Origin of the sequence: Rhizomicrobium sp., from assembly GCA_037200985.1 — a bacterium.
Classification (GTDB): Bacteria; Pseudomonadota; Alphaproteobacteria; order Micropepsales; family Micropepsaceae; genus Rhizomicrobium.
The window spans coordinates 521844-546181 of sequence record JBBCGJ010000001.1; the positions used below are offsets into that span (position 1 = coordinate 521844).

The window sequence follows — 24338 nt, forward strand, 5'->3', positions numbered from 1 at the left end:
TTGTTGCGAGCGAAAGGCTCCTCACAAGAGAGGGCGCGCCCGTGGAGATGGGCTCGCGGGCACTCGATATCCTGATTGCTCTGATTTCCACGCCGAACGCGATCGTCAGCAAAAAAGACCTGATGGCGCGCGTTTGGCCCGACGTCATCGTCGAAGAGGGCAGCTTGCGGTTTCACATGGCCGGCCTGCGCAAGGCGCTCGGCGATGGAAAGGACGGGGCGCGCTACATCACGACGCTTTCCGGGCGGGGCTATTGCTTCGTCGCGCCGGTCTGGCGGCCGGGCCTTACCGGCGACGATCCGCCCATCATCGCCGCCGGCTTTCCGCATGCGAATCTGCCGAACCGCCTCAGCCGAATGCTCGGACGCGACGAAGATATCCTCAAGCTGTCGGCCCAGCTCAACGCGTCGCGCTTTGTCACGATCATAGGGGCCGGCGGCGTCGGCAAGACGACGGTCGCGGTCGCGGTGGGACACCACCTGGTCGAAGCCTTCGCGGGCGCCGTGCTGTTCGTCGATCTGGGAATGCTCGGCGATCCCCGCCTGGTGACGACGGCCGTGGCCTCCATGCTGGGCCTGCCAGTCCAGTCAGACGACGCGACGCCCAATCTGATCGCCTATCTGCGCGACAGGCGGCTCCTCCTGATCCTCGACACCTGCGAGCATCTCGTCGAAGCGGTGGCGGGTCTCGCGCAAAGCATCGTGGACGTGGCGCCACAGGTCCACATCCTGGCGACCAGCCGCGAAGCGCTTCGGGTCGAAAGCGAACATATCTACCGGCTGGATGCGCTGGCCTGTCCGCCCGACGACCCGGAGCTCACGGCCGCGGTCCTTCGAACCTTCCCGGCCGCGCAGCTCTTCGTGGAACGCGCGGCGGCGAGCGGCGCGCGATTGGATGTCGGCGACGCGGAAGCCCTGATCATTGCCGGCATCTGTCGCCGGCTCGATGGGGTGGCGCTGGCCATCGAACTGGCGGCGCGGCGCGTCGAATCCTATGGACTGAAACAAACCGCCGCGCTTCTCGACCAGCGCCTGACGCTGCTATGGCTGGGATCGCGAACCGCACCGCCGCGCCAAAAGACATTGCAGGCCACGCTGGACTGGAGCTTCGGGCTCCTTACGGAGCTGGAACGCGTGGTCCTTCGCAGGCTCGCCGTGTTCGTCGGCCATTTCACGCTCGATGCGGCCCTGGAAGTCGTTACCAGCGCGACGCTCGACAGATCGACGGTCTTCAGCGCCGTCGACAGCCTCGTCGCCAAGTCGATGGTGGCGGCGCGTCCCGTGGGCGCGATGATGCGCTACCGGCTGCTCGACACCACGCGCGCCTATGTCGCCGACATCGCGGTCGACGACGCCGAGGCGGCCGACCTGGCCGTGCGCCACGCAGCCTATTATCGCCGGTGGCTGGAGCAGACCGGAGTCGACTGGCCGAGCCTGGCGAGCGGCGAGGAGCGGATTCCGCACTTCGCCGCCCTCAACAATGTCCGCGTCGCGTTGGAATGGTGTTTTTCCGCGCAAGGAAACGTCGGTATCGGCGCGGGTCTCGCCGCGGCCGCCGCACCGGTCTTTCTCGCGATGTCGCTGCTGCCGGAATGCCATCGCTGGTCGGAGCGTGCGATCTTCGCGCTCGACGCCGCCGCGCGCAGCGGCCGCAGCGAGATGCATCTTCAGGCCGCCCTCGGCGTATCCCTGATGTTCATGCGGGGCGGGCACGATGCGGCGCGCGTGGCCCTGGAGAGAAGCTTCGCGATCGCGGAAGAGCGCGGCGATGCGCTCGACCAGGTGCGGCTGCTCGGTCCGCTCAACATGTTCCATCTGCGCATGGGCAATTTCGCGACCGCCCTGCAATGCGCGAGACGTTGTTCCACGGTGGCCGCGACCGTGGAGGATTCCGTCGCGGTTGCACTGGCACACTCCATTTTGGGAATCTCGCTCCATCTTCGCGGCGATCTTGGCGCCGCTCGCGCCGAACTCGAGGCTGCGCTGGATCGCGGACCGCAGCGCACCACGACGATCTATCTCGGCTTCGAAGGACGGATTCTGGCCAGAGCCATTTCGGCGCGGAATCTGTGGCTGCAGGGCTATCCGGACCAGGCCATCGCCTGTGCCCGGCTGGCCGTCGAGGAAGCGGCCGCCATGGATCATTCGCTGACCCTGGCCATCGCGCTGATCTGGGCCATAACGGTGCTTCTGTGGACCGGCGAATTGCAGAGCGCCGAAGCCTATATCGACAGGCTCATGTCGCGCGCCGAGTCCCATTCCCTGGCGCCCTATCTCTTGGTCGCCCGGGGGTTCAAAAGCGAAATCGCGATCCGTCGCGGCAAGGCCGCGGATGGAGTCGCAGGCCTGCAGAGTTCTCTCCAGAAGCTCCACGCCGCGCCTTACGAATTGCTCACGGCCGAGCTCAACCTCTCGCTCGTCGGCGGATTGTCCGCGGTGGGGCGCGGCGATGAAGCGATTTCGCTGATCGACGAGGCCCTCGCCGGGGCCGAAACGAGCGGCGGCCTTCTGCACAGTCCCGAACTGTTGCGGATGAAGGGCACCATCCTTGCCGGGCAGCCCGCATTCAATAGCGACGACGCCGAGGCCTGCTTTTCGCGGGCGCTGGAACTCAGCCGGCGCCAGGGCGCGCGGGCCTGGGAGCTGCGCACCGCGATCGACGCGGCAAAGCTGATGGCGAATCGCGGTGATGTCGACAGCGCGCGCGGACTTTTGCGGCCGGTGTTCGACGGTTTCGCGGAAGGCCTGGGCACCGCGGACATGAAAGCCGCCAGAAGCCTGCTTGCGACGCTGGGCTAGATGGCCGCGCCGATCGGCACGACGTCGACGCCGACTTCGACGATGTGATCGCCTCCGCCCGTGACGATGCCGTTGAGCGGCGCGACGTCGCTGTAGTCGCGTCCCCAGGCGAGTGTGACATGGCCCTCGCCGCAGCGCATGTCGTTCGTGGGATCCAGATCGATCCAGCCGAAGGGCGGCGCCCATGCCGAGAACCAGGCGTGACTGGCATCGGCGCCGAGCAGGCGCTTCTGGCCCGGCGGCGGCTGCGTCAGCAGATAGCCGCTGACATAGCGGCCGGCGAGACCGATGGAGCGCAGGCAGGCGATCCCGACATGCGCCAGATCCTGGCAGACCCCCGAGCGGATCTGGAACGCGCGGTCGACCGGCGTGCTCGCGTCGGTCACGGTGGTGTCGTACTGGAAGTCCTTGTGGATGCGGGTCATCAGGTCGAGGGCGCCGGCCAGGATCGGCCGGCCGCGCGGGAAGCTCTGGGCGGCATAGACGGCGATCTCGTCGCGCGCCGCCGTCAAGGGCGAGTCGAAGAGAAACGGGATGGCGTCGCGCGCCGCGCCGTCCTGCGTGTATCCCAGGCTCGCCCGGACCTGTTCCCAGGGCAAGCTGCCCTCGGCCGCCGGCACGGCCACCGGGCCGACGCCGACCCGGCTTTGCGTTTCGACCTCCAGCACGGTGTGCGCCTGATCGATTGCGAACCACTCGGTCTTGTTGCCGAAGGCGTCGGTCACCGCATAGCGCCGGGCCGGCGCCAGGGAGATCTTCAATTCGCTCGCGGCGACGCGCTGCGTCGGCGTCTCCCGTGGCGTCAGATGGGCCAGGTGGCAGGAATAGGACACGCTCTGCAGATAGCGATAGGTCGTGCGATGGCGGACCGCGTATTCCATCACGAGGCCTCGCGCGAGGGCGCGGCGCCGGTGCGGCGGCGCGTCGTGTGCTGGAAATAGGCTTCGGCGATCGTATCGGTGAGATGCGTCATCGTGCTCTCGACCTTGCTCGAGAAATCGGCCAGCGCCGTGCGCTTGCCGGTCTCGTCCGCCTCGGCCAGCACGGGAGAATGGACGCCGCCGATGGCAAGGCGCAGCGCCGCGGCAATGGCGTTCGCGCTTTCGTGCCGCTGCGCCTGGGTGATGCGCGGGAGCTGATTCAGATTGCGGACGATCGCCTCGAGCTGGAAAGCCAGGCTGCGCGGGTTGGTGTCGTCGAGCAGCAGCAGGTCCACGAAGGGGGGGGTGTCGAACAGGTTCAGATAGCGCGAACGATAGGTCATCGCGCTGTCGGCGATTTCCAGCACCGCGCGCATGCGCGGAACCTCCGCCTCCGTCGCCTCGCCGGCTGCCTGCCGCACCAGCCATGCCAGGTCGGTGGCGCGTTCGATGCGCCGGCCGAGGTCGACGAAAAGCCAGTTCGGTCCGCGCGTCATGTTCTCGGCGCAGAGGCCGGAAAACGCCGCGGACCGGCGCACGAGCTGGTCGAGATAGGTCTGGGCGGCCGGCGCGTCGAAGGTCTGCTCGGCGGGCGCGGCTTCCTCCTCGGTCAGGATGCGGATGGTGCGCCAGGTGTCGAGCGACAGCCGGTCGCGCGCCGACCATGCGGTCCGCCGCACGCGGGCGAGAAGGCGCGGCAGGCCGTCCGGCGAATTGCGATTATAGAGCAGGGTGCGCAGTTCGGCAAGCAGCTTCTCGTCGTCGCCAGCCGCGGCGGCGCGGATGGCCGCGGTGCCGGCCGGCGAGGCGCGAAACAGGAAGCGGTCGGCGGTATCGGCCACGACCGCGGCGTCTTCGCCCAACCGCGCGGTCACGGCCCTGAGGACGCGGACCGTACGTTCGGCGCGCTCGGTGTAGCGGCCCAGCCAGAACAGGTTGTCCATCGCGCGGCTCGGCGGCGCCTCGCCGGTGCGGCGGATCTCGATCGTGCGGTCGTCGCCCTTGAGCAGGCTGAACGTATCGGCGGGTCCGCGGCCGCACACCCAGACATCCTTGCTCGCCGCGCCGGACTGGATGGAGAGCGACCTTGCGTGATCGTCCTGCGCCACGCGCACCAGGCCGCCCGGCATCGCGATATAGCCCCGCGGCGTCCAGGCGGCGAAGACGCGCAGGTTCACCGGCCTGGTGCCGAACTTTCCGTCCTCGAACACCGGCGCCAGGCCGAGCGGCACGGCGTCCTGCGTTACAATGGTGGCGCCGCGGCGCCGGATGCGGTCCTTGAGCGTGTCGATGTCGCTCAGCGACAGCTCCGCGCCGAGCCTGGCGCTCGACTGACGGGAAAACAGCGGCCTTGCGTCGAAGGCGTCGCGCACGACGACGCGTTCGAGCCGCGACAAGGCTTCCTTGCGGCCCCATTCGGTGCCGCACCACACGGTCGGGATGTCGGGCATTTTGAGATCTTCGCCGAGCAGCGCGCGCGCCAGGCCCGGCAGATAGGCGTCCATCGCGGGCGATTCCATGACGCCGCCGCCCAGCGCGTTGGCCAGCACCACGCTTCCGGCTCGGACCGCGTCGACTAGGCCGGGAATGCCGATCGCCGAATCGCCGCGGAATTCGAGCGGGTCGCAATAATCGGAATCGATGCGCCGGAAGATCGCCGCGACGCGCTCCAGCCCCATCAGCGTCTTGAGGAACACCTGTCCGTCGCGTACCGCCAGATCGTCGCCCTCGACCAGCGTGAAGCCCAGATAATGCGCGAGATAGGCGTGCTCGAAATAGGCCTCGTTGTGTGGCCCCGGCGTCAGAAGGACCGCGCGGCCCTTGCGCTTCTGCGACAGCGCAAGAATGTGCTCGCGATAGGCGCCGAAGAACGAGGCCAGCCGCCGGATATGCATGTCGTCGAAGAGGTCGGAGAACGTCGCGCCGACGACGATGCGGTTTTCCAGGGCGTAGCCGATGCCGCTCGGCGCGTCGGCGCGGCTTGCGAGCACGCGCCAGGTGCCGTCGGGCATGCGTGCGAGATCGGCGGAATACAGATGCACATGAACGCCGTGCGGCGGCGTCAGGCCGACCAGCGGCCGCAGGAACTGGGGATGACCGTGCACCAGATGCGGTGGTAGATGGCCGGCGGCCATCAGCTTCTGCGGCCCATAGATGTCCTGCAGCACGAGGTTGTTCAGATGGGCGCGTTGTATGACCGCGGCCTCGATGCCGCGCCATTCGTCGGCGCCGATGACGAAGGGCACGATGTCGAGCTGCCACAGCCGCGCCTGGCCATCGGCGTCGTCGTACACATTATACGTCACGCCGTTGTCGCGGATCATCGCCTGCGCCGCCGCGCCGCGCCGCGCATAGTCCTCCGCCGGCATCGCGGTCAGCGCGTCGGCCAGCGGCTTCCAGGCGGGCCGCACCGCGCCCGCCGCGTCGCGCAATTCGTCATAGCGCGGCAGGCTTCCGGCGGCGGAGGCGACGTCGACTTGGCTCATCGGCGATTGGCTGCCCGCCGAAGGTCGAGGGTGTGCGGAAAGTCGGGGTTGGGATCTTCCGGCGGCGGCTCGAAGATGCCGCCAGTGAAACCGAAGGGCTCGAAGCGCGCCAGGCGGCGGCCCTCCGCCTCATAGCCGTTGACGGGAAACGTCACGTAATTCCGCCCGCCCGGATGGGCCACGTGATAGGTGCAACCGCCCAGCGACCGTTTGCGCCAGCCGTCCCACACTTCGCAGACAAGCGGCGCGTGACTCGGGACGGTCGGATGCAGTGCGCTCACCGGCTGCCAGGCGCGGAAGCGCACGCCGCCGACATGCTCGTCGAGCGAGACCGGCTTCAGCGGCACCGCGCGTCCATTGACAAGAATCTTGTGACGTCCCGCCACCAGGCCCTTCGCTTTCACTTCGAGCCTTTCGACCGAACTGTCCACGAAACGCACCGTGCCTCCGACTGTTCCCTCCTCGCCCATGACGTTCCAGGGTTCCAGGGCTTGGCGCAGCTCGAGGCCGACGCCGCCATATTGCACCTTGCCGGCGAGCGGGAAGCGGAACGCCCAATGGGGGCGGAACCAGTCCGCGTCGAAGGCAAAGCCATTGGCGTTCAGGTCGGCGACCACGTCCGCGAAGTCGGCCCATACGAAGTGCGGCAACATGAAGCTGTCGTGCAGCGCCGTGCCCCAGCGCACGAGCCTGGTCTGATAGGGCGCCTGCCAGAACCGCGCGACGAGGGCGCGCAGCAGCAGGCCCTGCGCCAGGCTCATCTCGGGATGCGGCGGCATCTCGAAGCCGCGGAATTCGACAAGGCCGAGCCGGCCGGTCGGCCCGTCGGGCGAGTAGAGCTTGTCGATGCAGATCTCGGTGCGATGCGTGTTGCCGGTCACGTCGATCAGCAGGTTGCGGAAGATGCGGTCGACCAGCCAGGGCGGGATGTAGCCCGCGTTCGGCTCGGGCACCTGCGCGAAGGCGATCTCCATCTCGTAGAGCGTGTCCAGCCGCGCCTCGTCGATGCGCGGCGCCTGGCTGGTCGGCCCGATGAACATGCCGGAGAAGAGATAGGACAGCGACGGATGGTTCTGCCAATAGCCGACCAGGCTGCGCAGCAGATCGGGGCGCCGCAGGAACGGGCTGTCGGCCGGCGTGGCCGCGCCCAGCACGATATGGTTGCCGCCGCCGGTGCCGGTGTGGCGGCCGTCGAGCAGGAACTTCTCGGTGCCCAGCCGGGTCTGCCGCGCCTCGTCATAGAGCGCTTCGGTGATCGCGACCTGGTCGTCCCAGGATTTGGCGGGATGGATGTTGACTTCGATGACGCCGGGATCGGGCGTCACCTTGATGACGTTGATGCGTGGATCGTAGGGTGGGCCATAACCCTCGACATGGATTGCGGCGCCGAGCTCGGCAGCGGCGTCTTCCACCGCAGCCAGCAGGTCGAGATAGTCCGCCGCGGTTTCGGTCGGCGGCAGGAAGACGCTGAGGCGCCCGCCGCGTGGCTCGACCGTCAGCGCGGTGCGCACGCTGGCGCCTTCCAGCGGCGGCTCCTGTTCGACTTGCGCCCGCCGCGCCTCCCAGGCCGCGTCGCGCAGCCCGCCAGAGAGATAGGGCTGGCGATAATCGTCGCGCTCGGGCAGCAGCGGCAGCTTCTCGAACGGATCGGGCGGCGGCACGAAGGGCCGCGCCGTTGCCGGCAGCCAGGGCAGCGCCTCGAGCGGCAGGCGGTAGCCGACCGGCGAGTCGCCGGGCACCAGATGGAGCCGGCCGGCGCGCGTCGGCCAGCGCTCGGAGCGCCAGCGCCGCTTGTCGGCCGCGTTCCAGCGCTGCACCGGCAGCACGAATCCCGTCGGCTTGTTCAGCCCGCGCTCGAACACCCGCGCCAGACGGGCGCGAATTTCCGGGTCGTCCAGCTTGGAGTCGAGTGGATCGACATTGACGGGCAGGCCCCGCTCCTTGCCGAGATAATGCCAGGGGTCCTCGTAAGCCTCCATCGCATGGCCGGGATGGATGTCGAGCCGCCGCGCGATGCCGGTGGCGAGATTGCGCGCGTCGTCCACGGTCGGCTTGTAGTCGTCGCGCTCGCGCGCGATTCGATTGGCGTCGCGCCATAGCGGCACGCCGTCGCCGCGCCAGTAGAGCGCGAAGGCCCAGCGCGGCAGGCTCTCACCGGGATACCATTTGCCCTGGCCGTAATGCAGGAAGCCGCCCGGCGCGAAGCGGTCGCGCAGGCGGCGGATCAGCGTGTCGGCCAGGCCGCGCTTGGTGGGGCCGACCGCCGCCGTGGTCCATTCCGCGCCGTCCATGTCGTCGATCGAGACGAAGGTCGGCTCGCCGCCCATGGTGAGGCGCACATCGCCTTCCTTCAGCAGCGTATCGATACGGTCGCCCAATCTGTCGATCGCACGCCATTGCTCATCCGAATAGGGCTGGGTGACGCGCGGCGGCTCGACCACGCGACGGATCGACATCTCGAATTCGAAGCTGACTTCGCATTCTTCGAGTTCGCCGCTGATCGGCGCGGCGTGGGTCGGATTGGCGGCGCAGGCGAGTGGGATATGGCCTTCGCCGGCGAACAGGCCTGAGGTCGGATCGAGCCCGACCCAGCCCGCGCCCGGCAGATAGACCTCGCACCAGGCATGCAGGTCGGTGAAATCCTGTTCGGCGCCGGACGGACCGTCCAGCGACTTCTGGTCCGGTTTGAGCTGGATAAGATAGCCCGACGCAAACCGTGCCGCGAGGCCGAGATGGCGCAGGAGCTGCACCAGCAGCCAGGCGGAGTCGCGGCACGAACCTGCGCGGCTCTCCAGCGTGAAATCCGGCGTCTGGATGCCGGGCTCCATGCGGATGAGATAGTTGATGTCGCGCTGAAGCTGCGCGTTCAGGTCGAACAGAAAACCGGTCGTCGGCTTTTCGATGCGCGGCACGGCGGCGAGATAGGCTTCGAAGCGCGGCCCGACCTGAGCCTTCTGGAAAAAGGGCTTGAGGTCTTCCAGGACCTCCGGCGCATAGGTGAAGGGGAAAACCTCGGCTTCCGGCTCCAGGAAGAAGTCGAACGGGTTGATGACGTTCATCTCCGCCGTCAGGTCGACCGTGACCGTCAGGTGGTCGGTCTTCTCGGGCACGACGATCCGCGCCAGCCAGTTGGACTGCGGGTCCTGCTGCCAGTTGAGGAAGTGCTGCTCGGGGCCGATCTTCAGGCTGTAGGCCAGGATCGGGGTCCGGCAATGGGGGGCGGGGCGCAGCCGGACGAGCTGGGGGCCGAGGGTGATCGGCTTGTCGTAGCGGTAGCGGGTGGAGTGGGAGAGGGCGACTTGGATGCTCATGGCCACACCATGCCGCAACTGCGAAATGGCCGCTACCCATCCCGGAAAGCGCCGTCGGGGCGGCGGGAGCCGCCCGCCAGCCGGGATGGTTAGTGCGCCGTCTGGGCGCCGTCGATGACGAAGGTCTGGCCGGTGGCAAAGCTCGCCAGGTCCGAGCACAGATAGAGCACCAGGCCGGTGATCTCCTCCGGCTTGGCGGCTCGGCCGACAGGGCTGTGGGCCAGAAGCGCGGCCCGGAACGCCGGATCGTCCAGCCAGCGCTGGGTCATCGGCGTCTCCACGAAGCCCGGCGCCAGGGCGTTGATGCGGATGTTCTGCTTGGCGTAATCCAGCGCGCCGGCCTTGGTGAGGCCGATCACGCCGTGCTTGGCCGCGACATAAGGCGCCATGCCGGGATCGGCGACCAGGCCGGCGATCGAGGCGGTGTTGACGATCGCCCCGCCGCCCGCTTTCAGCATGTGGCGGATCTCGTATTTCATGCACAGGAACACGCCGAGCAGGTCGACCGCCAGGATGTCGTCGAAAGTGTCGTCCGCCATGTCGGCCAGCGGCAGGGTAGGCGGCAGGATCCCGGCATTGTTGAAGGCGCAGTCCATGCGGCCGAACGTGGCGACCGTGGCGTCGACGAAGGCGGAGACCTGATCGGCCTTGCGCACGTCGCAGCGCTGGAAGAAAGCCCGTCCGCCCGCGTCGTTGACGAGCCTGGCGGTCTCCTCGGCGCGATCGTCGACATCTGCGATGGCCACGCTCGCGCCCTGCCGACCGAGGGCCAGCGCGGTTGCTCGGCCGATGCCGGTCGCACCGCCCGTGATCAGAACGGCCTTGCCCGTGAAGTCCAGCAGGCGATCGCTCATGTTTCTCTCCATCCGGCGGTTGGGCGCGACAGCGGATGCCGGGCGCCCATTCGAATCCGTTCTGTCATCGAGACCATATACTTGAGGCGGTGTTCCGTGCTCGAATCGGCGCTCCCACTCCGAATGACGATGTGATGTCTTCTCAGATGTTCGATCTCGCCGTGGTCGGCGGCGGCGTTATCGGCCTTGCTCATGCTCACATGGCGGCAAAGGCCGGCAAACGGGTCGCGGTGATCGAGCGGAACGCCCGCGCCGATGGCGCCTCGATCCGCAATTTCGGGTTCATCACAGTCACAGGCCAGGAGCGGGGCGACAGTTGGCGGCTTGCCCGCCGCACCCGCGACGTCTGGGCCGAGGTGGCGCCGCAGGCGGGCCTGCGCATCGAGCAGCAGGGCCTGGTGCTCTCCGCACGCTCCGACGAGGCGATGGCGGTGATCGCGGCGTTCCTCGAGACGGAAATGGGCGAGGGCTGCCGGCTGCTGGCGCCCGAAGAATTCCGGCGTCTGGCCGGCGGCCTCGGCGGTCCCGACCTGAAAGGCGCCCTGTTCAGCCCGCACGAGGTCCGCGTCGAATCGCGGACGGCTATCCCCGGCCTGACCAAATGGCTGAAAGAGGCCGCCGGCGTCGTTTTCTTCAACGAGACGGTGGTCTTCGAAGCGGCGCCGCCGCGCCTGCGCACGTCGCGCGGCATTGTCGAGGCTGCGGCAACGGTGGTCTGTCCCGGCGACGACTTCGTCACGCTTTATCCCGAGACGATCGCGCGCTACGCGCTGCGGCGGTGCCGGCTGTCGATGGTCAAGCTCGCCGATCCCGGCGTGCGGCTGCCGCATGTCCTGATGTCGGATCTCGGCCTGGCGCGCTATCGCGGCTATTCCGCCTTGCCAGAGGCTCGCGCACTGGAAGCCAGGCTGCGCGCCGAGCATCCCGGCTGCTTCGAGCACGGCGTGCATCTGATCGCGGCGCAGGGCGCCGATGGCGGGCTGATCGTCGGCGACAGCCATCACTATGACGGGCTTCCAGAACCCTTCGCGCCGGCCGACGCGGAGCGCGAGATCCTGGACGAATACGCCCGCGCCACCGGTCGGCCGCCGCCGCCGGTGCGCGAACGCTGGACCGGAACCTATACCGTTGCCGACGACCGCACCTATCTGGTCGACACGCCGGAGCCGGGCGTCCGCCTCGTGATGATCACCAGCGGCAACGGCGCCTCGACCAGTTTCGGCATCGCCGAGCGGGTCGTCGGCGATCTGCTCGGTCTGAAAGCGGAGGACATGACGTGACGTTTCCCGTCAAGGCTGTGGTGTTCGATTGGGCGGGCACCATGATCGATTTCGGCTGCATGGCGCCGGTCCGGGCGCTGACCGATACGTTCGCGGAGGAGGGGATGACGCTTTCGGCCGCGGAAGCCCGCCGCGACATGGGCAAGGCGAAGCTCGACCATCTGCGGGCGCTTCTCGCCGATCCTGCCGTAGCCGCGCGCTGGACCGCGCTGAAGGGCCGTCCACCGGAGCAGAGCGACATCGACCGGCTTTATGAAAAGCTGGTGCCCGCGATGACGCGCGCCGCCGCCGAGAGCTCGCTGCTGATTCCGGGCGCGGCCCGCGCCGCCGAGCAGTTGCGGGCGCTGGGTGTCCGCATCGGTTCCGGCACCGGCTACACGCGCGACATGATGGCAGACATCCTGCCGCGCGCGGCGGAGCAGGGTTATGCGCCGGAGGTCGTGGTCTGCGCGGGCGAAACACCGAGCGGACGGCCGGCGCCGCTGATGACCTGGAAGGCGCTTATCGCGCTGGATGCCTGGCCGGCCCGCGCCTGCATCAAGGTCGACGACGCCCCGGTCGGCATCGAGGAAGGCCGGCTGGCGGGTTGCTGGACCGTCGGGCTGTCCGCTTCCGGCAACGAAGTCGGGCTGGATCGAGACGCCTTTTCCGCCCTGCCGGCACAGGATAGGCGCGCGAGACTCGATAGGGCCGAGTATGCGCTGCGGGCGGCCGGCGCCGATTTCGTCATCGAAGACGTGTCGCAGTTCATTCCCGTGGTGCACGAGATCGCGCGGAGGATCGCCGCATCATGAGCCTTGCGGCCGCTTCCAGTGGAACCTCCGTCTTGGAACGCGTGCGCGGCTGGCTTTCGCATCCTTGGGCTGATCGGCGCCGCCGAGGTCGCCCTGGTCCTGTTCGGCCTCATACCCGCGCCGTGGAATATCGTCTGCTTGTTCGCCGATGGCTTGGCGCTGGGCATGATCTGGGGACTCGTTTTCGGCTTTCTGAAAGGACGGCGCGTGTCCGAGGCTCTGGGCGCCATGCTGTGCGCCAGCTTCATCGTCTCCTCCGGCATGGTCAAATCCGCCGGTGTGAGCGTGATGCTGCACGGCTGGGCGAACGAGTACTGGATGCCGGCGGTGACGGGCCTGCTGTTTACCCCGCTCTTGCTGGTCTGCGTGTTCGGCCTCGCCGCCCTGCCGCCGCCGACGGCGCAGGACGAGCTGCAGCGTGTGGCGCGGGCGCCGATGGACGGTGCGTCGCGGCGGGCGATGTTCGCGGCCTTCGCGCCGGGCCTGATCGCATTGATCGTCATCTATGTCGGACTGACGGCCCTGCGCGATTTCCGCGACAATTTCGCCGCCGAGATCGGCCTGGGCTTCCGCAACGACGCCGAGATCTTCACGCTGTCCGAACTGCCGGTGGCGGCGATCGTCCTGGCGACCCTCGCCCTTCTCATGTTCATCCGCGACAACCGCCGCGCGTTCCTGGCCAATCTTGCCTTGGTGGCGATCGGCCTCGCGCTTGCCGGCCTGTCTTCGGTCGCCTTCCAGGCGCATGCGATAGGCCCGGTGACCTGGATGATCGCCCTCGGCGCCGGGCTCTATCTCGCCTATACGCCGTTCAACGCGCTGCTGTTCGACCGATTCATCGCCGCCAGCGGGCGCACCGGCACCGCCGGATTCCTGATCTACGTCGCCGATGGCTGCGGCTATCTGAGTTCGGTCATCCTGCTGGTCTTCTACAATTTCGTCGGCGTGCGCATTCCGTGGGTTCCGTTCCTTTGCAACATTTCCTATGTCGCAGCCTTGGCCGGGCTCGTGTTGATCGCCGGCGCGGCGATCTATTTCCGCCGGCATCTCGTGGCGGAGGCCCGATCCGCGGATACCCCGGCTAAGGCGTAGGCTCCAGCAACCGGTCGGCGGCTTTTCTGAAGGAGCGCGGCGCCGGCACCGCATTGGTGCCGACGGCGTGAATCGGCAAGGGACTCATGGCGCGAAGGCCGGCCGCGGCATCCACCACCGAACACAGCAGCGGCGTTCGCCGTCTTTCGTTGAGGCAGACGACATAGCCGGTGAGGCGGGATGGGCCGACATCCACGTCCAGCGGCAAAAGGCTGATCCGATTGTCGGGCGGACAGTCGAGCGAGAAGAAGATGCCGAGCCCCAGCCCGATCGCGACGCCCTCGCGGATCGCCTCGCGCGTGTGAAGCTCCATCACTTCGATGGGCGCGATGTCGAAGGTCTGCAGGAGCTCTTCCATGGCCATGCGGGTCCGAGACGTCGGCTCGCGCACCAGCAGGCGCTCATGCGCCAGCGCAGCGAGCGGGAAGACCGGCTGCTTGGCCAGCGGATGGTCCTTGGGCACCGCCATGACGAGCTTGTCGCTGAACAGCGGCTCGTAGGCGAAGGCGTTGTCGCCCGGCGGATCGCTGACTATGCCGACATCGATCTGCCTGTCTTTTAGCCAGGAAAACGTTTCCACCGCATTGCCGATGCGTACACGTATCGCAATCGCCGAATTCCGGACGCGAATTGCGGCTGCTAGCCGCACGGCGAAAAAGGGCGAATCCGATCCGAGGCGCAGCTCTGCTGTCACGCGTCCGTCAGGATCGCGCAGCAGGTCGTCGATGTCCTGCGAGGCCACGAACAGCTTGCGGGTCAGGTCGAACAATTGCTGTCCGAACGCGGTCAACCGCAGCGGCGGCTTGCGACCGTCGAAAAGTTCGGCCTGGTGACGTCCCTCGAGCGCCTTGAGTTGTTGAGACAATGTCGGCTGCGCCACGTTCAGCCGCCGCGCCGCGCGGCTGATGCTGCCTTCGGTCGCGATCACGTGAAATGCGCGCAAATGCTGATGGTTCACGCCCACGCGTCGACTGCCCCGCCGTTCGTCGAATAACGAAACAAGCTACTCGGCGAAGCCAACGAATTTGTGACGCGCGACGCGCCATAGGATTCTTCTATGGCGCGCATTCAAGCGAAGTATTGGCCGCTCCCGCTTCGTCGGAGGCATGTATCGCTGCATCGCACCAAGCAACGGTCGCATCCCGGCACATGTCCGGTCGGCGCGCAGTTTGGTGCCTCTTTGGGTGTCATAGATTTCCGGGGGATTAACTTCATGAAAGCCAGTTACAAGTTTTCCTGCGCCGTAGCGGCACTGCTGAGCGGATGCAGCGCTGCTCTCGCCGCCACCGACACGGCCACGCAGCCAAACGGAATCGAGACGGTCGTCGTGACGGCCGAGCGCCGTTCGCAAAGCGTGCAGGACGTTCCCTCGACCATCCAGGCCTTCACGGGACACGACCTGGCCGATCTCAACGTCTTCAACGTCCAGGAGCTTCTGCGCTACACGCCCAACGTCACCTACGGAAACAACGGTCCGGGCCAGGGCGAAATCATCATGCGTGGCCTCAGCAACGGCTTCCGCGGCAACCAGTCCAGCGGCACGATCGGAAATTTCCCGAACGTCGCGATCTACCTGGACGACCAGTCGATGCAGTTCCCGGCGCGCAACGTGGACATCTACATGGTGGACATGGACCGCATCGAGGTGCTCGAGGGTCCGCAGGGCACGCTGTTCGGCGGCGGCGCCGAAGCCGGCGCCATCCGCTATATCACCAAGAAGCCGGTGCTCGACACGCTCGAGGGCAAGGCCGAGGCGATGTACGGCTTCACCGCCGAAGGCGCCGACAATTCGGGCGCGAACCTGACGCTCAACGTGCCGATCATCGACGGCAAGCTGGCGGTGCGCGCGGTGATCTATGACGAGCGCCAGGGCGGCTATATCGACAACGTGCCCAGCACCTTCACGCGCTCCAACGAGGATCTCGGCAACTTCTATTTCAACATCCATCCCACCGGCGGCGTCTGCCCCAACGGCCTGCCGGCCGGCGCGGCGACGGGCCTCTGCACGCTGCCGCTCTCCAAGGCACCTCAGGCCAACAACCAGTCGATCGTGGCCCAGGACTTCAATCCGACGACCTACAATGGCGGCCGCATCTCGGCGCTGTATCAGGTCAACGACGACTGGGACGTGCTGATCGCCGAAAGCCTGGAGAGCCTGGAGACCGACGGCCTATCGGTCGAATATCCGACCGGCTCCGACTTCCAGCCGCTCCAGCCGCTGCAGGTCACCTCCTTCGCGCCGTCGTTCAACAAGGACCGCTACTCGAACACCTCGTGGACCGTGAACGGCAAGATTGCGGATCTCAAGGTCGTCTACACCGGCGGCTACACGGACCGGCACATCAAGGAGCAGATGGACTACACCAACTACTCCCGCTCGGGCGGCGGCATGTATTACCAGTGCGTCGGCGGCAGCACCGGCTGGGGTATGGGCGCGCCGAGCTGCTATTCGCCGATCGGCTACTGGCAGGACACGATCGATAGCACGCATCTGAGCAGCGAAGTCCGCGTCAGCACGCCCGACGACTGGCGCCTGCGCGTCATCGCCGGCGCGTACTGGGAACAGTTCCGCATCTACGACGACATGAACTTCAATTATAAGACGATCCCGGCCTGCGGCCCGGCCCAGCTGGCCGAGGCGCTCGCCGGCGGACCGGTCTGCGCCGCCGACGTCCGTACGGCGCCGGGCTCGACCGCCAACTTCCCGGGCATCCGCAGCGACTCCACCGCCTTCGGCGAGGATACGCAGCGCGGCTATGACCAGACGGCGTTCTTCGCTTCGGCCGATTACGACATCATCCCCGACACGCTCACCGTCACCGCCGGCACCCGCTGGTACCAGTACCGCGAGTTCGAAGTGGGCTCGCAATACGGCACCAGCACCGGCTGCATGAACGTGCCGAACGGCGCCTGCTCGGGCGGCCTCGTCAACATCGACGCCGCGAACGACCGGAAGACCTATGCCGGCTTCAAGAGCCGCGCCAACGTCACCTGGCACGTCACGCAAGACCTCATGGCGTACTACACCTTCTCGCAAGGCTTCCGTCCCGGCGCGTTCAACCGCTCGGTCAGCAACGTGGCGCCCGGCCCGGGCGGCATACCGCAGTTCACCAAGCCCAACGGTTATGGCCCCGACTCCCTGCAGAACCAGGAAATCGGCGTGAAGGGCACGTTCCTGGACAATCGCCTCCAGGTGAACCTGTCGGCTTACCTGATGCAGTGGAACAACGTGCAGTTCCTCTTCTTCAATCCGCCCTATCTCGGCAACACGACCTTCGGCATCAACGGCCCGGACTATCACGTGAAGGGCGTCGAAGGGCAGGTCGAGGCGCTGATCACCGACGGGCTGTCGGTCGAGGGCTCGGGCTCGTACAACGACGACACCCAGGCCGGTTCGCCGTGCTTCATCAGCAACGTTCCGGCCTCGCCGACCTTCGGCAGCTGCATCACGCAGATCATTCCGAAGGGCGGCACGACGCTCCAGCCCTTCGTCAACCCCTTCGGCGCGCCGGGCACCGTTCCCGCCTTCTCGCCGAAATACCAGGGCAATATCCGCTTCCGCTACGACTGGAAGGCGTGGACCTACGACATGTTCGCGATGGTCGGCGCCAGCTACACCGGCAGCATGTTCAACCAGCCGGCGACCTACACTTCCGGCGTGGGCATCCTCGTGCCGAACACCACGTTCCTGCGCTATCTCCAGCCTTCCTTCACGACGTTCGACGCGTCGATCGGCATCTCGATGGACAAGTGGTACGCGCAGATCTTCGGTCAGAACCTGGGCGACAGCCATGCCAGCACCTTCACGTCGTCGGCGCAGTTCATCAAGGCCGAAACGCCGCTGCGTCCGCGGGTCATCGGTTTGAAGCTGGGCTACAATCTCTGACGCGGATTTCCTGTTAGAGTGATAGGCGGACGGCGACGTCCGCCTATTTTTTTGCAACCGGACCCATGGAACCTATCGCCGCCATCGCGCCGTCGACCGAGCAGAGCGTCCGCCGCCTGCGCGAATGGCAGAAGGCGACACGTCATGCCGACGCGCTGCGCGAGGCGCAGGCGCTTCTTCGTGAGCTGCCGGAAAACCGCGATCTGCTCCTGATCGCCGCCGTCAGCCTGCGGCACCTCAAGCGCGTCCCCGAGGCACTGGCGATGCTGGAGCGCCTGGAACGACTTCAGCCGCGGTTCAGCCGCATGCATCAGGAACGCGGCCTCTGTTTTGTCGCGCAGAAAGACGCGCCGCGCGCGATCGATGCGCTGCTGCGCGCGGTGAACATCAATCCGGCACTTCCGGCCGGCTGGAGCATGCTGGAGGGCCTCTATCGGCTCATGGGCGATACGCAGAGCGCCGCCATGGCCGCCGCCCATGTCGCCACGCTGAAAAACCTTCCGCCGGACGTCGTGACCGCGACGTCGCTGTTCTCCGACGGCGACCTCGCGCCGGCCGAGCAGATCGTCCGCGCTTTTCTCCTGACCCATGGCGATCATCCCGAGGCGATGCGGCTTCTGGCCAGGATCGCCGTCGCCCGCGACGTTCTGGACGATGCCGAACTGCTTCTGGCGGGAGCCCTGACGCTCGCGCCCGATCATCGCGGAGCGCGCTACGACTACGCGGATACGCTGGTGAAGCGGCACAAATATCGCGAAGCCCGCGAGCAGATCGATGCGCTGTTGAACCTGGACCCGCGCAATCCGGACTATCGCTCGCTTGGCGCGACCGTGGCTGTGGGCCTGGGCGAGCAGGACGAGGCGATCGCGCTCTATCGCGGCCTGCTTGCCGATCTTCCCGGATCGCCCGATCTCAATCTATGGCTCGCGCACGCGTTGAAGACCGTCGGCCAGGTCCCCGAAGCGATCGACGCCTACCGCGCCGCGGCCGCGGCGCGCCCGGATTTCGGCGACGCCTATTGGAGCCTGGCGAACCTCAAAACCTATCGCTTCGACGACGACGAGATCGCCCGGATGCGCGCGGCGGAGGCGGCGCCCGCGACGGCGCCGGTCGACCGCTATCATCTCTGCTTCGCCCTGGGCAAGGCGCTGGAGGACCGCGGCGCCTTCGCCGAGTCGTGGCAGTTCTACGAAAGGGGCAACGCGCTGAAGCGGGCCGAGAGCCGCTATCGTCCGGAGATCATCGAGACAAACACCGCCCGGCAGATCGCGGTCTGCACGCGCGATTTCTTCCGCCGCCGCGCCAGTTGGGGCGCGCCCGATCGCGACCCGATCTTCGTCCTGGGGTTGCCGCGTTCGGGCTCGACGCTGATCGAGCAGATACTGGCCTCGCACTCGGAGGCCGAGGGCACCGAAGAACTCGCGGACATCCAGAGGATCGTCCTGGAGATCCAGGGCCGCGATCCCGACCTGGACGATCCGCGTTATCCCGGCGCGCTGGCGGACATGACGGCGCAGGATTTCCGCCGCCTGGGCGAGCGATACCTCGCGGACACGCGCATCCACCGCACCGGCAGGGCCTTCTTCATCGACAAGATGCCGAACAATTTCCGGCATATCGGCGTGATCCATCTGATGCTGCCGAACGCGCGTATCATCGACGCGCGGCGCGATCCGATGTCCTGCTGCTTCAGCAATCTCAAGCAGCTTTTCGCCAATGGGCAGGAATTCACCTACAGCGCCGTGGATATCGCGCGCTACTACTGCACCTATCTCGACCTGATGGAGCACTGGGACGCGGTGTTGCCGGGACGGATCCTGCGGGTGCGGCACGAGGACATGGTCGCGGACATCGAAGGCGGCGTGCGCCGTCTCCTGGATCATTGCGGCCTCGCCTTCGAACAGGCCTGCGTCGATTTCCACAAGACGAGGCGCAGCGTTCGGACGCCGAGCTCCGAGCAGGTCCGCCGGCCCATCTTCCGCGACGGGCTGGAGCAGTGGAAGGCGTATGAGCCGTGGCTCGGCCCCTTGAAGGCGGCGCTCGGCGACGCGCTTGTCCGCTACCGGGACTGACCGGTCAAACGCCGTCCCGGCCGATCGCCGGATCGCTGACGCTGGGCCGGCCGGTCTCGCAATGGCCGGCGAAACGCCAGACGGCATCGCCGCTGCGCGCTTCGAGGTCGTACCAATGATCGCTGGCGGCGATGGGCCAGCGATCCTCCGCAACGCCGCCGGGCGCCAGGCGGTGAGAGTGGGAGGGCGCCCGCGAATAGTCGCGTGGCGCGACGGTAACGTCGCAAGGAGCGTCGCCGCGATTTTGAAGACCGAGGACGAGGCTTTCTGTTGCCGCATCATAGCGCGGCGTGACGGCGAAGGATGCGTAGGGCGCACGTGCGGAGAATTCGCGCAGAAAGCCGTTCGGACCGTGAACGGCAAAGGCGAAGCCGTCCTTGCCCAGCGGCAGGCTGTCCGACACGCTCTTGCCGGCGCCGACGGTGTAGTACCAGGGTCCCGCCGCGCCATCCTTCGCGTAGACGGTGAGGCAGGCGCCGACGCTGCCGCGATTGTCGATCCGCAGTGCGAAACGGCCCGCCTCGGCGCCACCGGCGACTTCCAGCGCATAGGGCAGGGCGCGTGCCGGGCGACGTCCCGGCTCCTGTCGGGGCAAAGGACTTGTTTGCGGGCGCTTGACAGGCGGCAGTGTCGACGCCGCATCGCCCTGCGCATTGTAACCGGCGGTGTCCGGCAAGCTCGCGCTCCAGCCGCCATCGGCTGCGGCGAAGTCGAAGGCGGAGGTCAGGTCGCCGCACACGGCGCGCCGCCATGGCGTGATGTTGGGCTCCAGGACGCCGAAGCGCCGCTCGAGGAAGCGGATCACCGAGGTGTGGTCGAACAACTCCGAATCGACGAAGCCGCCTTTGGTCCACGGGGACACGATCAGCAGCGGCACGCGCGGGCCGAGGCCGACCGGCTCGCCCTTGTAGCTCTCGCCCTGCAGCGGAACGGTGCTGACGCCCATGCCCGGCGGCACCGGCGGCGGCACATGATCGAAGAAGCCGTCATTCTCATCATAGTTGAGGATGAACGCGGTCTTCGCCCAGACGTCGGGATGCTCGGCGAGCACGGCGAGCAACTGCGCGACGAACTGCTCGCCATAGGCGGGGCAGGCGGCCGGATGCTCGCACAGGATATAGGGCGCCACGATCCATGAGACCTGTGGCAGCCGGCCGCCCGCGACGTCGTCGGCGAAGCGACGCACAAGATGTTCGCCGCGCGATTGCTTGGCATTCGCAGCGTTGGAGGTCGCCGCCCAGCTCCGCGCCCGGTCGTACATCTGCGACGCCGGATCGAGGCCGCGAAAGGCCGCGAAATAGGCCAGCGCGTTGTCGCCGTAATTGTCGTACTCCTGATAGACGCGCCAATCGATGCCGGCGGCCTGCAGCCTTTCGGCATAGGTGGTCCAGCGATACGCCCCGAAGGCCGGCGCGTCGTTCTTCGGATCGGCGCTTTCATTGACCTCGTCGGGCGGATTTTGGATCGCCTGGAGCCCATCATTGCCGACCGCCAAGCCGTTGGTTCCTGTAAACAGGAACATGCGGTTCGGATTGGTTGGCCCGAACAGCGAACAGTGATAGGCGTCGCAGATCGTGAAGGCGTCGGCGAGCGCGTAGTAGAACGGGATATCCTCGCGCGCGAAATGGCCCATCGTCAGCGGCCCTTTCGTATCGATCCAGGCGTCGTGGTTCTTCCACTGGGCCTGCGAGCCCTTCCAGCTATGGTCGAGGCTGCCCATGCTCTGCGCCGCGGTGTTCTGGCTGTCGAGCCGGAAGGGCGTCACTGGCGGCGAGTCCGCCGAAGACTGATGCCAGACCGACTCGCCGGACGGCAGCATGAGCGGCCGGGGATCGGAGAAGCCGCGCACGCCGCGCAGCATGCCGAAATAGTGGTCGAACGAGCGGTTCTCCTGCATCAGGATCACCACATGCTCGATGTCCTGGATGGTGCCGGTCCTGCCGCGCGCGGGAAGGGCGAGCGCCTGGCGAAGCGGCAGCGGAAGCGCCCCGGCGGCGAGACCCGCCATCGCCTGTTTCAGGAATGTCCTGCGCTCGCTTCGCGTCATCAAGCACCCTAGCGACTATTGTCCGTGACGGCCCTGGGTACAGGACGATCGTGACGGAGACGACACAAAATCCCGTTTTTGGTCGAATTGCCCTATCTTCCGATAAACCACGCGGCGAGGAAACGGCGATGACGATCATGCGGCTTGCGCGCGCCTGCCTCATGCTGATCGCAGCGTCTCTGTGCCTTTCGGCACGGGCGGCGGCGGACGAGCCGCGCGCGACGCTCGATCTCGCGCAAGGCTGGCGCTTCAAGCAGGCCGGCGGACTTGCGGGCGTCGAGGCCGGCACCTTCGACGACAGGACGTGGTCCACGGTCGCCGTGCCTCATACCTGGAACCGGATCGGCAATGCCGGGACGGTGCGCTCGCCGCGATCCAACAGCGTGCAGGGCGTCGGCTGGTACCGCCTGCGGTTCGCGGCGCCCGCCTCGGCGCGCGGCCGCCGCGCCTTTCTCCAGTTCGACGGCGTGGGTTCGGTGGCCGATGTCTGGCTCAACGGACGCTATCTCGGAAAGCACCAAGGCGCCTTTTCCCGGTTTCGGTTCGATGCGACCGATGCGATCCATCCGTCTGGGACCAACCTGCTGGTCGTGAAGGCGGACAACAGCCGCCCGCAACCCGGCTCGACCACGGCGGATGTATTGCCCTTGGCCGGCGACTTTTTCGTGTTCGGCGGTATCTATCGAAACGTATCGCTGATCGTGACCGATGCCGTGCATATCGACATGATGGATTTCGGCGGTCCCGGCGTTTACGCGCACGCCGTCGGCATAGATGGCAGTACGGCAACGGTTCAGATCGTGGCCCGGCTGGCGAATGACGGTGGGCCGCGCAAGGACGTCCGGGCGGAAACGACCATCGAGGACGCGGGCGGCAGGGTCGTCGCGACGTCGAGCGCGGCCGTCGACCTGACCGAGCGCGCATTCGCGAACACGGAAAATCTGCGAGTCGCGCATCCGCATCTGTGGCAAGGCGTCGAGGACCCATATCTCTATCATGTCGAGGTCACGCTTCGCGCGGGGAACGGCGCGGTGCTAGATCGCGTCAGCCAGCCGCTCGGGCTTCGGACGATGCACTTTGATGCGGACAAAGGCTTCTTGTTGAACGGCCGGCATGTGTTCCTGAAAGGCGCCTCGCACCACCAGGACAGGCCCATGAAGGGCTGGGCGATCTCGCATGCCGATCAGGACGAGGATTTCGCTATCCTCGCCGACATGGGCGCCAATGCGGTTCGCCTGCCGCATTACCAATACGATCAATACGCCTACGATCTCGCGGACCGCCAGGGCCTCGTGGCGTGGACGGAGATTCCGCTGGTCAGCGAGGCGTCGCTCGACGGCCAGGCGCCGAGCCTGGACCTCGCGGCCAATGCGCGCCGGCAATTGACCGAACTGATCCGCCAGAACTTCAACCATCCGTCGGTCGCCCTGTGGTCGATCGCCAACGAGATCGACCTGAAGACCGTCAAGCGCAGCGGTCCGAGCAAGGTCGGCGGCCTGCTGCACGACCTCAACGATCTCGCGCATCGCGAAGACCCGACGCGGCCGACCACCCTGGCCGATTGCTGCGAGCAGCCCGGCGGGCCGGAACGCAACGTCGTCGCCGATGTCACCGACACGCTTGGCTACAACCGTTATTTCGGCTGGTACTACGGCAAGCCCGCCGATTTCGGCGTGCTGCTTGACCGCGCCCATCTGGCGCACCCGCAAAGCCCCATCGGGGTTTCGGAATATGGCGCGGGCGCCGCGCTGACCCAGCACACGGACGATCCGACGGGCGGCCCGATCAATCCCCGCGGACGGCCGCATCCCGAAGAGGTGCAGGACTGGTATCACGAAAAATCCTGGGACCAGCTCGAGGACCGCACCTATGTCTGGGGTGTGTTCATCTGGAACATGTTCGATTTCGCCAGCGTCGAGCGTCAGGAAGGCGACCTCACCGACATCAACGAGAAGGGGCTTGTCAGCTACGACCGGAAAACCCGCAAGGATGCGTTCTATTTCTACCGCGCGCTCTGGAACCCGCGGCCGACGCTGCACCTCGTCGGCCGGCGCTATGTCGACCGGCCTTATGGGGTGATCGACGTAAAGGCCTATAGCAACGCCGCGGCCGCGCATCTTTGGCTGAACGGCCGCGACGCCGGCACAACGCCTTGCGCGGGCGGCATCTGCCTGTGGCCCGCGGTTCATCTGGATCCCGGGCATAATACGGTCCTCGCCAAGGCGGAATTCGCCGGCGCGACGGTGAGCGACACGCTGCAATGGAATTACGCCGGCACGCCCGGCATCGTCCGCATCAAGGCCGGCGACCTCACCGGCCGCGTTGCCGCCGACGGCAGCCGTTACGGTTCCGATCTCTATTTCGTGGGCGGCGAGGGCAGGGGCATCAATCCGCCCGACACGGCGGAAAAGGACCGCATCGCCGTCGCCAGTCCGGACGGCGCGCTCTATGACAGCTTCCGCGAAGGCGATTTCTCCTACAGCATTCCGGTGCCCGACGGCCGCTATCGCATCGCCGCCAGATTTGTCGAGCCTTCGGCGAGTGCGGCCGGTCAGCGCGTCTTCGCCGTCATCGTCAACGGCAAGACGGTGCTTGATCATCTCGACGTATTCGCCGCGGCCGGCGGTAAGCTCAAAGGCCTCGAGCGGACGTTCGAAGCGCAGGCGGTCGGCGGCCGGATCGACATCCGGTTCTTGCCCATCAAGGGCAAAGCGGTCGTCTCGGCGCTTGCCGTGACGGCCGCCGGCACCCATTGATGTCTGGGCCGACGGCGTCTATCCGATCGCGCATGCGACGGT

At 66.9% G+C, this 24338-nt stretch carries 13 protein-coding genes; 7 read left to right on the forward strand and 6 right to left on the reverse strand.

Annotated elements, in window-relative coordinates; translation table 11 throughout:
* The first annotated feature begins 47 nt into the window (after positions 1–47).
* Positions 48–2798 (forward strand): winged helix-turn-helix domain-containing protein, encoded by a 2751-nt coding sequence (locus WDN01_02310; GenBank protein MEJ0024836.1) that lies wholly within the window; start codon positions 48–50, stop codon positions 2796–2798.
* Here WDN01_02310 and WDN01_02315 read toward each other — a convergent pair.
* From WDN01_02315 to WDN01_02330, 4 genes are all read right to left on the reverse strand, one after another.
* A complete protein-coding gene (locus WDN01_02315) occupies positions 2795–3679 on the reverse strand; it encodes a transglutaminase family protein (GenBank protein MEJ0024837.1) in 885 nt (294 codons plus the stop codon). The genes WDN01_02310 and WDN01_02315 overlap by 4 nt on opposite strands.
* Complete coding sequence (locus WDN01_02320) at positions 3679–6204, reverse strand: circularly permuted type 2 ATP-grasp protein (protein MEJ0024838.1); 2526 nt, start codon at positions 6202–6204, stop codon at positions 3679–3681. Before WDN01_02320 ends, WDN01_02315 begins: the two co-directional genes overlap by 1 nt.
* The gene (locus tag WDN01_02325) at positions 6201–9515 is read right to left on the reverse strand and encodes a transglutaminase family protein (GenBank protein ID MEJ0024839.1); all 3315 of its coding nucleotides are present in this window, start codon (positions 9513–9515) and stop codon (positions 6201–6203) included. The genes WDN01_02320 and WDN01_02325 overlap by 4 nt, the downstream gene beginning before the upstream one ends.
* An 89-nt stretch (positions 9516–9604) precedes the next feature.
* Positions 9605–10369, reverse strand: coding sequence for a glucose 1-dehydrogenase (locus WDN01_02330; protein MEJ0024840.1), 765 nt, complete (start codon positions 10367–10369; stop codon positions 9605–9607).
* A 134-nt stretch (positions 10370–10503) separates the two neighbouring features.
* Between WDN01_02330 and WDN01_02335 the strand changes: the two genes are divergently transcribed.
* The 3 genes from WDN01_02335 to WDN01_02345 are packed head-to-tail and all read left to right on the forward strand — an operon-like array spanning position 10504 to position 13535.
* On the forward strand, positions 10504–11649 hold the full coding sequence (locus WDN01_02335; GenBank protein ID MEJ0024841.1) for a TIGR03364 family FAD-dependent oxidoreductase: 1146 nt from the start codon (positions 10504–10506) through the stop codon (positions 11647–11649).
* On the forward strand, positions 11646–12443 hold the full coding sequence (gene phnX, locus WDN01_02340) for a phosphonoacetaldehyde hydrolase (GenBank protein ID MEJ0024842.1): 798 nt from the start codon (positions 11646–11648) through the stop codon (positions 12441–12443). The genes WDN01_02335 and phnX overlap by 4 nt, the downstream gene beginning before the upstream one ends.
* Positions 12444–12461: 18 nt before the next feature.
* Entirely contained in the window at positions 12462–13535 is a 1074-nt protein-coding gene (locus tag WDN01_02345; protein MEJ0024843.1) for a DUF5690 family protein, read from the forward strand.
* Here the strand turns inward: WDN01_02345 and WDN01_02350 are convergent.
* Positions 13525–14499: a LysR substrate-binding domain-containing protein gene (locus WDN01_02350; GenBank protein MEJ0024844.1), complete on the reverse strand. Its 975-nt coding sequence runs from the start codon at positions 14497–14499 to the stop codon at positions 13525–13527. The two genes, WDN01_02345 and WDN01_02350, sit on opposite strands and share 11 nt — an antisense overlap.
* 249 nt (positions 14500–14748) lie before the next feature.
* Here WDN01_02350 and WDN01_02355 point away from each other — a divergent pair, with 249 nt between their 5' ends.
* Positions 14749–17421 carry a TonB-dependent receptor gene (locus WDN01_02355; protein ID MEJ0024845.1) on the forward strand — a complete coding sequence of 891 codons (2673 nt, stop codon included), beginning with the start codon at positions 14749–14751 and terminating at the stop codon, positions 17419–17421.
* Between the two features lie 65 nt (positions 17422–17486).
* Positions 17487–19493 (forward strand): sulfotransferase, encoded by a 2007-nt coding sequence (locus WDN01_02360; protein MEJ0024846.1) that lies wholly within the window; start codon positions 17487–17489, stop codon positions 19491–19493.
* A 4-nt stretch (positions 19494–19497) separates the two neighbouring features.
* Here the strand turns inward: WDN01_02360 and WDN01_02365 are convergent, their stop codons facing one another.
* Complete coding sequence (locus WDN01_02365; GenBank protein MEJ0024847.1) at positions 19498–21540, reverse strand: phospholipase C, phosphocholine-specific; 2043 nt, start codon at positions 21538–21540, stop codon at positions 19498–19500.
* A gap of 128 nt (positions 21541–21668) precedes the next feature.
* Here WDN01_02365 and WDN01_02370 point away from each other — a divergent pair, with 128 nt between their 5' ends.
* Positions 21669–24296 (forward strand): glycoside hydrolase family 2 TIM barrel-domain containing protein, encoded by a 2628-nt coding sequence (locus tag WDN01_02370; GenBank protein MEJ0024848.1) that lies wholly within the window; start codon positions 21669–21671, stop codon positions 24294–24296.
* Positions 24297–24338: the final 42 nt, after the last annotated feature.